Raw genomic sequence first — 12,505 nt, forward strand, 5'->3', positions numbered from 1 at the left:
GAAAAACCCGCCGAGGCGGGGGCCTGGGCGGGTGATTGAAGGCGGCGCTTCTATAGCTGCCGCAGTCCCGTAGCCGGCGGAGACCGGGGGACCATGTGCGGGCATGGTATGTCCGCTAATCCTTTCGAAATGGTTAAGACCACCACCATCACGCCGCGCTCCGGCTGCTCGAGGACGGTCGCAGCCCACCGGTGCGCATCTCGACCGGAGTGGTGCGGCCGAAGATATTCACCAGCACCCGCGCCATCTCGCGCCGCTTGTCGGCCCATTCGACCAGCACCGCCGAGAAGTCCCGGAACGGGCCGTCGATCACCTCCAGCATGTCGCCGAGTTCCCAATCAACCATCGGGCCGGCAACCGGCTGCGCAGGCCGAAGGTCGACCACCCCATCCTCGTTGAAACGCGACGCTACCCGACGCAGCACGAGGGGCGACACGCGCAGCGGTATGTGCCCCTGCCCTCGCACGACGAACGCGACGCCGATGGTGTTCTGGATCGGGCTGAAGGGCTGCTCGGGATGGACGCCGACGAACTGGTACCGATCGAACAGCGGACGCAACACGGTCTCCATGCGCCCCTTCTCACGGTTCCGCCGTTCGGTCAGGCATAGCGGCCGGAACGACCGGTAACCCTGATCCTCGAAGCGCTTGTGCACCTCCTCGTTCCGGCCGGGCTTCACGACAACGGCGAACCACTCACGATCCGAGAACTGATCAGCCATTCGCGTCTCCGTGGCTGGGACCGGTTACAACCTGCAGAGCGCGGGCCTGGTTCGGCAGCCGCTCCAGGGCGCCGCGCTCCACCAGCCCCTCGATCAGCCGGTGCACGCCGGACTTGCTGGCGAGGCCGATGGCGTGGGCCATCTCGTCGAAGCTGGGCGACACCCCGCGGTGCTCGCTCTGGTACCGGACGATGAAATCCAGCAGGAGGCGCTGCTTGGGCGTCAGGCCGGCACGGGTCGGGCGCTTGGGCTCCTTGACGGCCAAGGCAGCCTTCAGCCGCTCGACCTCCGCCTCCAGCACGATGTTCCGGGCCCGGAGCTGGCGGATCGTCTGGGCCATGGCGGCCGTGTCTTCGGGCTTGGTCAGGGTTCCGGTGGTCATGCTGCGTTCCTCCCCTGCCCTGCGGCGATGGAAACCTCGATGTCTTCGACGCCCAGTGCGGCCTTGAGCGATCCGGCGAACTGTCCCGCCACCCGCTCCCGGAACAGGCTGTTCGGGGCGATGATCTTGGCCACGCCGTCGGCGACGGCGATCTGGCAGGGGGCGATCCAGGTGGCGAAGGTCAGCTGGTCGAAGTGCTTGGCGTAGGGCTCCGGCACCTCGGGCAGCGGCTTGGGCTTGCTGCCCGGCCGGGCGTTGGCGATGGCGGCGCGAACGTCCCGATCCAGGACGGCGCGCAGGCTGCGGGGCGGACCGGCGTCCTTACCGGCCAGCTGGCGGAACTGGCGCTGGACCTCCTCGACCACGGCGGCGGCGGTGTCAACGGGCGACAGGCCGCGCTCGGTGCCGGCGGCGATCCAGTCGGCGAACAGCTCGCCATCGGCTGGGCTGATTGGACGGCCCGGCAGGTCGAACCAGTTCTCGAACCCGGCGACGACGCCCTGGCGGACGGCGAAAATCCCATCGTCGAAATCATCGGCCGGCCGGCCGGCTTCGTGCGCGCACGCGTACGGCCTGCCGCCAGCCAAGGATTCTCCGATTCTGGATCTTCCTTCCTCTTCCCTCCTACCTCCTACCTCCTTCCTCTGCGGCGCGATTTCCCCACCGGTTCCGAACTGGTGCGGCACCGATGGAGAACTGCTGTCGCCTTGAACCGCCATCTGTTCGGAACTCCGCACCTTTGACGGGGTGCGTGGTTCGGAACTCGCCGCCTTTGGCGTGGCCTCCGGTTCGGAACCGTCGTCCTCTTGGTCAGTGTCCAGTTCGGACCCCTTCCCCTTCGGCCAGAGGTCCATGCGCACCCATTTTCGCAACTCGGCCGGAAGCGGGTGGACCTTGCTGGGCTTCTTCACCCGCTGGTACTGGATGAAGTTGCGGATGGCGCCGTAGACCTTGCCGGCCGCCTCGAACTTGACGACAAGGCGGTGAGCTTCCAGCTCGGCCAGCAGCGCGCCGACGTCGACGTTGTCCGCCGGCATCAGCCGCATCTTCAGGGTGGTTGGCTTCCACTCGAAGACGCCCTGGTCATCAGCCTCGTTGCGCAGGGCGAGGGCCAGCAGGCGGGCGAGCGGTTGGCACTCGACGAACTCTTCGTCGGTCCATTGGCCGGGGTGAGTGGAACGGATACGGGCCATGGTTGCTACTCCGCCGCTTGGGCCGGCGCGGATGCCGGGCTGGTGAGGAGGTCAGGTTTGGTGGGGCGGGCCTGGGCGCGGCGGGTCATGCCGTCCAACTCCTCGGCGAAGTCTTCCAGACCGATGGCGATGGCGCTGCCGCCCTTGGTGGTGGAGCGGATCAGCTTGGCGCGGGCGCGGGCCACGCGGGCAGCCTCCTGGAGGCCGGGGGCGATGGTCATGCTGCGGCCTCGAATTTCGTGGTCTCGTTGCCCCAGCAATCCCAGCCCGGCCGCTGCGACCGTGCGAACAGCTCGACATAGGGGCCGTCGAACATGGCCTCGATGTCGGCGTGCATCTGGACGGGCTTGCGGCTGTGCTCGCGGCGCGGGGCGACGATCAGGTTTCGGATGGAGCGGGAGCGGAGGGCCGGCCGGCCGATGGTGCCGAGCAGCCAAAATTCAGCGGCGGAGCGGTAGATGTAGCCGGGCCCGAAGCCCCAGCTGGCGCCGGTCGGCGACTGCTTTGCCCAGGCGCCGGCGGATTTGAAGGTGAAGCCCCAGGCGGCCAGCGTGTCGATCGACTGCGGCAGCATCGGTGCCGTCGCCCACATGATGCAGACGCAGTCCGGTGCGGCCAGCTGCGACACCGGCAGGGCCTGGATGTCGGCGAGCGGCATGCAGCGGTAATGAGCCTGCGGGGACTTGGCCTCGCCCTTCGGGCTACGCAGGGCGAACATCCACGCGGGATCAGCCAGGATGACGCGGTAACGCAGCGGGGTCAGGTCGTCGAAGGGCCATGGGGTGGAGGTCATGCGTACCTCCGCATCATGTAACCGCGGGCAGTGACGGCGGCGCGCTCCTGCAGGACCCGTTGAACCCAGCTGCGCTTGTAGCCCTTGATGGCAGCGACCCGGTGCAGGTCCTCCTCCGTCTCGGCGAGCGGCAGGATGTCCTTGTATTTCATCGTGGCGATGCGCTCGGCCGATAGGCCGGCGATCCCCGGCATGGTGGCGAGCGCAACCTCCGGCACCGCGGCCACCGGCGGCTTGGGGTAGGCCCTGGCACAGTGCGGACAGTGGGTCGGACCCTTGGCGCAGACGAAGTGGCAGTAGCGGCACCGGCGCGTCGCCGTCACGGCGCGCTCCAGCCCCTTCAGCCCGCCGTCCAGCGACCACAGGCGCCGCTCGTCCGGCATGCCGTGCTTGGCGACATTGCCGACCTGATCGATGATGATGGCCTCGGTCTTGCCGGGATAGGTGCGCAGCACGCGGCCGACCTGCTGGAGGTAGAGCCCAGTCGATTCCGTCGGGCGCAGCAGGATCGCCGCGCCGACGATCGGCAAATCGGTGCCCTCGCTGATGATGTCGCAGCTGGTCAGCACCGACAGCCGGCCGGTGGCGAGGCTCCTGATCGCCCGGTCCCGCTCGGCCGTGGTCATCTCGCCATCGATGGACGCCGCAGCCCAGCCGCCGGCTTGGAATTGTTGGGCGACATGGCGGGCATGCTCGACCCCGGCGCAGAACACCACCGCCGGCACCCCGCCGCAGATGCGGGCATAGTGCCGGACCGCCGGCAGGGTCAGCTCGTCGGTGTCGACCGCCTTGGCGAGGTCGGCCGCCACATAGTCCCCTCCCCGCTTCTTCACCTTCGACAGGTCCAGGTTCGCCGGCGGGGCGAAGATGGCGGGCTTGGCGAGATAGCCGTCGCGGATCAGCTCGGCGACGCTTGGCCCCTCGATTGCCTGCCGGAAATGCTCGCCCAGCCCCTTGCCGTCGTAGCGGAAGGGCGTGGCGGTGACGCCCAGACGCAGGGCGTTGATCATCGCCTCCAGCACGCGCTGCCACTTCGACGCGACGACGTGATGCGCCTCGTCAATGATGGCAAGCCGCACCTTGGTGAGGCGGTGGCGCAGGGTGTCCAGCCGGGCGAGCACCGTGTCGACGCTGGCGACTTGCACGGGATCGTTGGTCAGCGGTTCGCCCGGAGCGACGAGCCCATGCGAAACGCCCATCGCCAGCAGGCGCTCGCTCGCCTGACGCAGCAGCTCCCGGCGGTGGACGATGATCCAGACCTCCCAGCCCTGCCCGACCACCACCTCGGTCACCGCGGTGAAGATCGTCGTCTTGCCGCCGGCCGTCGGCAGGGCGTAGAGCGGGTCGACGCGGCGCTGCAGGCAGGCGAGGATTTCGGCGACACCGCGCTCCTGATAGGGACGCAGCGTCGGGCGCTTGGAGCCTGCGCCGGCGAATAGGGAATGCTGCCCGGAAACGATGGCGTTCATCGGCCTGCCCTTTCCTTGGCGGCGAGGTGGCCGGCGTAATCGAGGAGGGCCAGAGCGTCGGCTTCGTCGTCGGTGGCGAACTTCCACCCGCGCGCCATACACTCGGCCTGCACCCCTTCCTTGCCGGGGCCGCCTTGGCCGCAGAATGACTTTTTGACGGTGGACGGCTGGGCGGTGCGTACCCAGCGGATGCTGAAGCGGTGCGCCAGCATCAGCATGATCGTCGCCAGCCCGTTGAGCTTCAGCACCGTGTCGGGGTTGGTGTCGGCAGGCAGGATCGGCTTTTCGTAGATCAGGCCCGACGGCTGGTGTTCGGTCAGGAAGGCGCGGCCCCAGGCCTCGGCCGCGTCGGCGAACTCACCGACCGTGCAGCCGGGCTGGCCGAACCGGATCCAGCCGGACAGCGGCTTGGCCGGTTTCTGGATTCGTGCCTCCATCGGGAGAAGCGGCTGCCGTGGCAGCCGCCCCAATGCCCACCCGGTGTGGGTGGCGAGGTCGAGGGCGAGGACGCCGCCGGCCATCCGCGCGCCCTCAGTGCACGGCCGCGGCGCCGGCCGCGTCGGTGCCACGGGAACGGCGACGGCTACGCGGCTTCGGCTCCTCAGCCGGTTCCGGCTCGCCGCTGACCGCCTCCAGCAGATCGTCGTCGGTGTCTCCGGTCAGGGCGCCCTGGACGCGACCGCGCTCCCAGATGACATGGGAGGGGGAGCTCTCCAGGTGGGGATTCGCCTCCGGCCCGTGCCCCTGTCGGCCGGCGGTGCGGCCGTTGGCGAAGGTGTAGCCCGCGTTGTCCAGTTCGGGGTTGACCTCTTCGGCGCCGTCATCGCCCCAGTCGGCTTCCGGGGCACCACTGGCCTCGGCCTGCTGGCCGGGCAGATCGGGCGGCGAGGCGACGTCGTAGAGCGGCTTCGGACCGGCATCCTCGCCGGCATCCTCCACCATCTGGCGGACGACATCGCCCAGGGCCTGCGGCTCGTCGCCGGTGCTGGAGGTGCGATCGATAGCCTCCTCCAACGGCGTGGCATCCTGTTCGAAGATGTCCGGCTGGCCGCCCCAGCGCTCCGCCATCCAGCGACGCATCTGGTCGAAGCTGCGCAGTTCGTCCGCCCGTTTCACGGCGTCCATCTTGTCGAGGCGGGCGATCTGCTTGGCGGCGCGGGGGTGGATGCCCAGCGCGTCGGCCTTCTTCCAGGCCGAGGCGTGCTCGGTGTTGGCGTCGGCGAGGTCCTGGCGCTTGGTGGACACCTCGTCCAGGAAATCGAAGAACTGGTGAGACTGCAGGCCCCTGGCGCGCTCGCGGAGCTGTTCCGCTTTGCTGGGCTTGCTGCCGGATGAACGACGACCTCTTGCCACGATGTGGCCTCCTTACGGGGTGGGGGAAGTGGAGGGATTGCGGCGCCAGCGGAAGCGGCGGCGGCGTTCGGAATAGGCGACGGCCAGCCAGTGCAGGAGGCGGTCACGCTCGCGCTCCAGCATCAGGGCGAAGCCGTCGAAGGTCGGGCCCTTGGCCAGCCAGCGGCGGGCCTGCCGGTCGGTGACGGCATAGTCGTCTGCGATGCAGGCGGACGTTTTCCGTCCGTGCTTGACCTTGAAGTAGTCCCGCAGCTCGCGGGCCAGCTTCTGCGCGGCATCGCGGCGCGCACCGGCAATTTTCCGTCCGGCGATTGTCAGGCGGCGCCACACCTTTTTGGCTCCACCGACACGCGTATCATCGCCATTTTGTTCGCTATGAAGATCACGCCCCAACATGACTCAGACCTCCCCGACGGCCAGCACGCGCCGGGCGATCATCACGGCCTGGGTACGGTTCAGCGCGCCCAACGCCTTGAGGATCGCCGAGACATGGACCTTCACCGTTCCTTCGGTGAGGTTGAACGCGGCGCCGATCTCACGGTTGGACTTGCCGTCGCAAAGCAGCTTCAGGACCTTCCTTTGCCGGTCGGACAGCGTCGGGAGCGGCTTGGCGGCAGCTCGCGGCTTCACACGCGTCTGCGGCGCCGGTCCGGTACCGGGCGGCACTGGCAGGCTGCCACCGGCGGCAAGTCCCTGGAGGGTGCAGGCATCCTCCAGCGACAGCAGGTGCAGCGGCACGTCGGCGCGGATCGTGGCAACGCCATCGCGCACGCTGATCATGTCAGCGAGCGAGCGGACCGGCAGGGACGCCAGCAGGCCGGCCAGATAGTCGCGCTCGTAGGCCGCGAGACCACCGCCTTGGGCGGAAATGGTGGCGGGGATGTCCGCGTTCTGCCGAATGGAGAAGGGGCGTTCGCCCTTCGTGAACTGGACGACGGCACCGCCGCCGGTGTAGTTCTGGGAGAAGGAATCGGAGCTCAGCACTTACGGTTCTCCTCAGTTCGAAAGCCGGCCAACGTTAGGAAGCGGGGCCGGCTTTCGTGCGTTTGGGGATCAGGTTTTGGCGGGGACCGGGAGGGGAACGCGGACAACGTAGGCGTCCTGCGTATCCGCCAGGGCTGCGAAGGCGTTGGCGCCGCGGCGGGTGGCCGGGGCGGACACGCGGACCGGCTGCACCAGCCCAACGTTGCAGGCGCAGGGCATGGGAGCGCGCGGGCCGGTCACGGCGCGGGTTTCATCGGTCAGGTGGCAGAGGGCGCACTGGTGCATGGGCATCAGGCGGCCCGCCCTTCGGGGTGGGCGGGGCTCTTGCGCCTTGGCGAACGAACGCGTTGGCTTTCGAGCGAAGGGCAAGTGGGCAGGACTTTCGGACGATCAACGCCGTCCGGCCACTTCAGATCGGGGGGCCAATGATCGGCGAACCACGCCTTGACCTTGAGGTAGGTGTCTACGGAACACCCCTTCCCATCCCTAATGCGCTTGAAGAAAACGCCTTGGTTCTGGGCCAGGGTGGCAATGCGCGCCTCCGAAAGGCCGGTGCTGCGGCCGTACTCTTCGGCGAGCGTGATGAGTTGGGTGCGGTAGTCCATGGGGGCGATGATGCGGATATTTCTCCGCACGGTCAACGGATTTCTATCCGCAAGACCTTATCCGCAGAATTGCGGCATATTATCCGCATGAACCGATATCAAGCCCTGTTGGAGCTGATTGCTTCTCGCCGTGCGGAACTCAACAACATGAGTGAGCGCGCAGCATGCGAAGCCGCTGGCTTGAAACCGGATGCTATCCGCACCATAAGGCGGGGCAATGCTCCTAAGCCGGACACCTTGGCTAAGCTCGCTGGGGCTCTTCGAATGCCAGCATCAATCCTGCTGGATGCTGCAGCAAATGTGTCATCCACACAGGAGAAGCCGGCAGCGGAAACTGACGACGATCTCGACCGGCAGTTTCGAGAACTATTGTCGCAGATGAACGCCACGACCAAGCTGAAGGCGCTCGAGATTATGGAGATTCTGCTCCGCCCTGATGACGAATAAGGCGCTTCATCAGCTTTAGCATTCTCTGCTTCTGCGGTCGGTCCAGCTTTCCCCACAGATCAAGCATCTTCTGATCCAGTGGATCGGCTGAACCACAACTATCGTCCCGCGCCTGCTTCACCTTCCACTCCCCGGCCACCTCACTCGCCCCAAAAGAGAACATATAGGAAACATTTCCGCAAGCCGCCGAGTTGCATCCTAACGATGCAGTTCGCATTTTTCTGAAAAGTCAAACTATTACCGGATGCGCGGCCATCGGAATGCCCCTGTCCTCTCTTGGCGGCCTGCCGGCCTCGTGCGATCTTGCCGATCCGCGCCCGTGACTCTGGACCGCGGACAGGAGAACCCGATGAAGCTTGCCGTCGCCATCCTGGCGCTCGCCCTTGCACCAGTCACCGCACTCGCCGCTGAAACAGCCTGCCCCGAACACTTCGCGGCTGGGCAAGCGCCCGATCTCGTCAACGCGAAACTGGCGGCCAAGACGCGGGAGCTGTGCAACAGCGGCTACGGCCTTCTCCACTCCGGCGTGACGCGGACTGGTCTTTGGGCGGCCGAGCACCTGACGCGCGAGCGGCTGGAGCGCCAGCAGGGCCTGGATCGCAAGAACACCTTCCACGCCGAGAGCCGCCTGCCGCCGGATGAGCGCGCCGAACTGGCCGACTACAAGCGATCCGGCTACGACCGCGGGCACATGGCGCCGAGCGGCGACATGCCAGACGCACGGTCGCAGAACGAGAGCTTCAGCCTCGCCAACATGGTGCCGCAGGCCGGCGCACTGAACAGGGGCATCTGGGAAGGGATCGAATCCGCGACGCGTGATCTGACTCGCCGGCAAGGCGAGGTCTATGTCGTCACCGGGGCAATCTTCCAAGGCCAGAACCTGAAGCGGATCGGTGGGCGCGTGCTGGTCCCGAGCCACGTCTTCAAGGCGGTGTACGACCCTCGCCAGAAGAAGGCCGCGGCCTACCTCGCTGCGAACCAGGAGGATGCCGGCTACCAGCGGGTGTCGATCGCCGAGCTGACGCAGGTCGCCGGCATCGACCCCTTCCCCGGATTGCCCACGGCAACGAAGGCGGCGATGCTCGACCTGCCGCAGCCGAAACTACGCGGTAAGGGCAAGACTGCCGCCCAGGCCGAGCCGATACCGGAGAAGGGCGTGTTGGACTATCTGCGGCAACTCCTGCGCTGACGAGGATCACCATGACGACCATCAAGCCCTTCGCCAACGACGCCGACAGCATCGGTATCGGTGGCCTGACCGTCGAGAACGGGACCGACAAGATCGCGGTCTACGGCACCCTGGACATCACGCGAGACAAAGCTGGACTGGCGGCTGCCCGGAAGCTGAAGGCGCTGGTTGACGCAGCAGTGGCGGCGCTGGAGGCGGACAAGGGCCTGCCGGATCGGATCGAGCCGCCGAAGCCTGCCGACGAGGTGGAGAACCCGTTTGGCTGACGAAGGGCGCAAGAACGCTTCAATGCAATAGGTGCGCAATAATTTTTTAGGATCGGCAAAGAGTAATTTTCTGAATGCGTTAAAAGCGCGTTGAAGTCTCAACATATGAAAAAGCCGCCGGACTATCCGGCGGCTTTTTCTTTCTAACATTCACTCAGCATAATAACTCGGCTGAAGCTGCGAGCTAGACGACCTGCGTATCGTGCTCCGCATCGGGCGCTTGGACGGATTTGTCTCCTCGTCCAGATCCACCTCTATTTCTAGATCGCGCCCCTTGATCGCTTGGCCGATGCTCTCGCTGTGGATTAGCCACTGGTTCACCATTGACGGAGTCGCCGCTTGAGCCGGCGCCGTCTTTTGAGGCTTTGCCTTGCGTTGCGGTGTCTTCACTCTGGTCTCCATCTTTGGTCACAGAAGCCTTAGAAGCGGCTTTGGTAGGGGCAGAAAGTAACTTTACGATAGCAGACTTACTGCGTGGTGAGAAAGCTGCTTCTCCTAGAACGGCAAACAGCTTATATAGGTCGCTGTCTGGCGGTTCAACCGTCTCGAACAGCGTACCTGCCTCGTCGAAATCAATCACGAAATCGTGAGACGGATAGTCATGTACGAGCTTACGGACGGCGTCTGACTTCGTATTGCCTGAGATTTTAGCTAACCGCTCTCCATATTCGTATGCAACCATTAAATCTCGGTGATCTTCACCGACACTGACGGGGTTGATCTGCCCATAGATAGGAGCAAGAAGTCCGGTTGACATCTGAGATGCGAGTTCAGATGCCATTTTGAAACGGACAGAACCCATGCTCCTATTCTTAATACCAATCATGATTTCTTCGAACAATTGAAATGCTTGTTCGTTTAGGCTGGTCAGTGCTGATCTAGCAATTAGCCCAGATCTCCTCTCGCCAATTTCATCAGCTTTATAAAGCTGAACATCCAACGGACCTAGCTCAGCAAATGACGACATTATTATCTTATGTGCACCAATAGTAATGAGAGTTCCGGCGCTTTTGCAGGCGCTTGGTATGACAATGTGAAATTTGCTGTACATACTTTGAAACAATCTGCTTATGCGATAAGCAGAATTAGCTACACCGCCATAGGTGGCGATAATTAATATTGCAGTGTCTTTAACCCCTTGCTTTGGAATTGCTTGAAAAAACGATCCATAAGCCGACTCTCCAACAGGTCCGTTGAAGAGATAAATATCTGCGTTATTATCTTCTCCATACTTTCTTGCTTGCTTTAAGGCTTCATCTGATATCTGCATCTTTCGATCCTTGCTACTCAGCAAAAAAATAAACTTAAGCATACAGCTTCTATTTTTGTGAAACTGCATATTGCTCATTTTGATACGTTCTTATCTACCAATTCATGGCCGCTCTCCATGTACCCGCCGCCACCGCACCACCATGGCTTCTGTCACGTCATCGGCGTAGCAGATCGGCGCCCGACCACCTGGCTTGCTGTAGGCGCTCCGGCCGCCGCACCGATGCCCGTTCCGCATCGTGCTGTAGGGGCAGGCACAGTTGCCCGGGTACGCGGAGATCGACTCCGCGATGATCCGTTGGCGCACCTCGTCGTCGGAAGGACGGGCATCGCGCGCTGACGCGGCGCCGGCGATCAGCAGGAAGGTCGCGACGACAAAGACGGGTGAGCAGGCGGTTCGCAGGTTGTTGATCATGACAGCTCCTACCGGCCGGCCAGCACATAGAGCGCCGCCCAGCCCGATAGCCAAGTTGCCCCAGCAGCTGCGGCAAGCGCCCACGCGACAGGCGCAGCATCGGCTACAGACATGTCCAGGGCGGCCTCAAGCCCGGCGATCAGCAGCAACAGCGACGCTCCGCAGCCGGCAAGATGGAGGACGAACCCCAGACGCGCCGCCATTGCATCCTCCATCTTCACCGAGAGCCGGATTACCAACCGGCAGCGAGCGTTGTGCTCTGCTGGGCAGGCTCCAGCCCCATCGCGGAGCGAGTGCTTGTTGAGGCCAGCGGCGCCGCCGACCTGCCCTCCCGATAGCCGTTTGTGACGTAGTGCGTCGCGGCAGCCAACTCGCTGGTGCCGAGGGCGCGCTGCACATCCGGATTGCGCGACAGATAGGCCGTGGCGTTGAACGTAGTCGCCCGGTTCTCCAGGCGCCCGGCAGTAGCGTAATGGAGAGCGGCCGCAGTGGTGTTGGTGCCAAATGCCGCGATCAGGTCCGGATTCGCGGCGATGTAGCTCATCGCGTTGAAGGACGTGCTACGCCCTTCCAGCCGCCCTGTCGTAATGTAGTGTTGGGTGGCCGCCATCGTGTTCCCCCCGAAGGCAGTGGCGAGATCGGAATTCACGGCCAGATAGCCATCAACGTTGAACGTCGTCGATCTCCGCTCCCTCCCGCCCACGGTCAGGTAGTGGCCCAAGGCCGCCTCGCCATTGGTCCCGAATGCGGCAGCTAGATCGCGATTGGCCGCCAAATAGGCCAGCGGATCGAAGGGCGGCGCAATGGTGGCGGCCGAAACGGTTTGGTCCGAAAATCGGATGTACTCGATGCCGGTGGTCTTGTCGTATCCGGCGGAGTCGCCGACGTAGACGAAGCCATTGTAGTTGATAGCTGTCGCTGAAGACTTCGAAACGCTTCGCACAAGCGTATCGTTGCCCTCTCCGCCATCAATGTAATTCAAACCACTGCCGCCATAGAGCGTGTCGTCACCTTCATACCCAAACAGGTAATCGTTGCCGAGAGAGCCGGATATATTGTCACCAGCGCTCCCACCAAGGACAACTCCGCCGCTTGCTGGAGCGGTGGAAATAATGGGAGAAACTGAATTGCTTCTGGGTGGAGCGGGCACTCTTCCAGAATTTACAGTATTTCCGTTATAACTCAGGTTGTCGGTGACGGTATCGTTAGCAACGGTCCGCCAATAACTTTCCACATACGTGCCGTCAGCTTTATAGTAGCCGCTCACCAGAACAAGTGGCGTCGAGGTTACATTCGTAGTGGATGGAGCACTCGTGACCGATGTTGTCGTGGTTGGTGACGTGGTGACTGTGCTTGTTGTGGTTGTTGTGTGGCCATCATCACGCCAATACCCCTTAACATAAGTGCCGTCTTTTCTAT

At 64.0% G+C, this 12,505-nt stretch carries 17 protein-coding genes and 1 pseudogene; 3 read left to right on the plus strand and 15 right to left on the minus strand.

Annotated elements, in window-relative coordinates; all coding sequences use genetic code 11:
• Window positions 1-148: 148 nt before the first annotated feature.
• From FZ983_RS17050 to FZ983_RS17100, 11 genes and pseudogenes are all read right to left on the minus strand, one after another.
• Entirely contained in the window at window positions 149-721 is a 573-nt protein-coding gene (locus FZ983_RS17050; protein ID WP_149224702.1) for a transcription termination/antitermination NusG family protein, read from the minus strand.
• A gap of 25 nt (window positions 722-746) precedes the next feature.
• Window positions 747-947, minus strand: a pseudogene (locus tag FZ983_RS34735) (repressor LexA); the annotation flags it as partial.
• Between the two features lie 152 nt (window positions 948-1,099).
• Window positions 1,100-2,296 carry a hypothetical protein gene (locus FZ983_RS17060; protein WP_149224703.1) on the minus strand — a complete coding sequence of 399 codons (1,197 nt, stop codon included), beginning with the start codon at window positions 2,294-2,296 and terminating at the stop codon, window positions 1,100-1,102.
• Between the two features lie 5 nt (window positions 2,297-2,301).
• On the minus strand, window positions 2,302-2,517 hold the full coding sequence (locus FZ983_RS17065) for a hypothetical protein (RefSeq protein WP_149224704.1): 216 nt from the start codon (window positions 2,515-2,517) through the stop codon (window positions 2,302-2,304).
• A complete protein-coding gene (locus FZ983_RS17070; protein WP_149224705.1) occupies window positions 2,514-3,089 on the minus strand; it encodes an MT-A70 family methyltransferase in 576 nt (191 codons plus the stop codon). Before FZ983_RS17070 ends, FZ983_RS17065 begins: the two co-directional genes overlap by 4 nt.
• Window positions 3,086-4,558, minus strand: coding sequence for a DEAD/DEAH box helicase (locus FZ983_RS17075; protein ID WP_149224706.1), 1,473 nt, complete (start codon window positions 4,556-4,558; stop codon window positions 3,086-3,088). Before FZ983_RS17075 ends, FZ983_RS17070 begins: the two co-directional genes overlap by 4 nt.
• Window positions 4,555-5,079, minus strand: a complete 525-nt coding sequence (locus tag FZ983_RS17080; protein WP_149224707.1) for a hypothetical protein — start codon at window positions 5,077-5,079, stop codon at window positions 4,555-4,557. The genes FZ983_RS17075 and FZ983_RS17080 overlap by 4 nt, the downstream gene beginning before the upstream one ends.
• Window positions 5,080-5,089: 10 nt before the next feature.
• Window positions 5,090-5,911, minus strand: coding sequence for a hypothetical protein (locus tag FZ983_RS17085; protein WP_149224708.1), 822 nt, complete (start codon window positions 5,909-5,911; stop codon window positions 5,090-5,092).
• Window positions 5,912-5,923: 12 nt separating this feature from the next.
• Window positions 5,924-6,241 (minus strand): hypothetical protein, encoded by a 318-nt coding sequence (locus tag FZ983_RS17090; protein WP_149224709.1) that lies wholly within the window; start codon window positions 6,239-6,241, stop codon window positions 5,924-5,926.
• Window positions 6,242-6,310: 69 nt separating this feature from the next.
• The gene (locus tag FZ983_RS17095) at window positions 6,311-6,895 is read right to left on the minus strand and encodes a response regulator transcription factor (RefSeq protein ID WP_247883797.1); all 585 of its coding nucleotides are present in this window, start codon (window positions 6,893-6,895) and stop codon (window positions 6,311-6,313) included.
• A 69-nt stretch (window positions 6,896-6,964) separates the two neighbouring features.
• Window positions 6,965-7,186, minus strand: coding sequence for a hypothetical protein (locus FZ983_RS17100; RefSeq protein WP_149224710.1), 222 nt, complete (start codon window positions 7,184-7,186; stop codon window positions 6,965-6,967).
• A gap of 134 nt (window positions 7,187-7,320) precedes the next feature.
• On the opposite strand from FZ983_RS17100, the gene FZ983_RS17105 reads away from it, so the two are divergent.
• From FZ983_RS17105 to FZ983_RS17115, 3 genes are all read left to right on the plus strand, one after another.
• On the plus strand, window positions 7,321-7,947 hold the full coding sequence (locus FZ983_RS17105) for a hypothetical protein (RefSeq protein ID WP_149224711.1): 627 nt from the start codon (window positions 7,321-7,323) through the stop codon (window positions 7,945-7,947).
• Between the two features lie 349 nt (window positions 7,948-8,296).
• Window positions 8,297-9,136, plus strand: a complete 840-nt coding sequence (locus tag FZ983_RS17110) for a DNA/RNA non-specific endonuclease (RefSeq protein ID WP_149224712.1) — start codon at window positions 8,297-8,299, stop codon at window positions 9,134-9,136.
• Between the two features lie 11 nt (window positions 9,137-9,147).
• Entirely contained in the window at window positions 9,148-9,402 is a 255-nt protein-coding gene (locus FZ983_RS17115) for a hypothetical protein (RefSeq protein ID WP_149224713.1), read from the plus strand.
• 184 nt (window positions 9,403-9,586) lie between these two features.
• Here FZ983_RS17115 and FZ983_RS17120 read toward each other — a convergent pair whose 3' ends face one another.
• From FZ983_RS17120 to FZ983_RS35080, 4 genes are read right to left on the minus strand one after another with little or no spacing between them, the layout of a single operon-like run.
• On the minus strand, window positions 9,587-10,750 hold the full coding sequence (locus tag FZ983_RS17120; RefSeq protein WP_149224714.1) for a hypothetical protein: 1,164 nt from the start codon (window positions 10,748-10,750) through the stop codon (window positions 9,587-9,589).
• A gap of 24 nt (window positions 10,751-10,774) precedes the next feature.
• Window positions 10,775-11,086 carry a hypothetical protein gene (locus FZ983_RS17125; protein WP_149224715.1) on the minus strand — a complete coding sequence of 104 codons (312 nt, stop codon included), beginning with the start codon at window positions 11,084-11,086 and terminating at the stop codon, window positions 10,775-10,777.
• An 8-nt stretch (window positions 11,087-11,094) separates the two neighbouring features.
• Window positions 11,095-11,301, minus strand: a complete 207-nt coding sequence (locus FZ983_RS17130; protein WP_149224716.1) for a hypothetical protein — start codon at window positions 11,299-11,301, stop codon at window positions 11,095-11,097.
• Between the two features lie 17 nt (window positions 11,302-11,318).
• Entirely contained in the window at window positions 11,319-12,353 is a 1,035-nt protein-coding gene (locus FZ983_RS35080) for a hypothetical protein (RefSeq protein ID WP_149224717.1), read from the minus strand.
• Window positions 12,354-12,505 lie beyond the last annotated feature (152 nt).

This window comes from Azospirillum sp. B21, from assembly GCF_008364825.1.
In the GTDB taxonomy this organism is placed as follows: Bacteria; Pseudomonadota; Alphaproteobacteria; order Azospirillales; family Azospirillaceae; genus Azospirillum.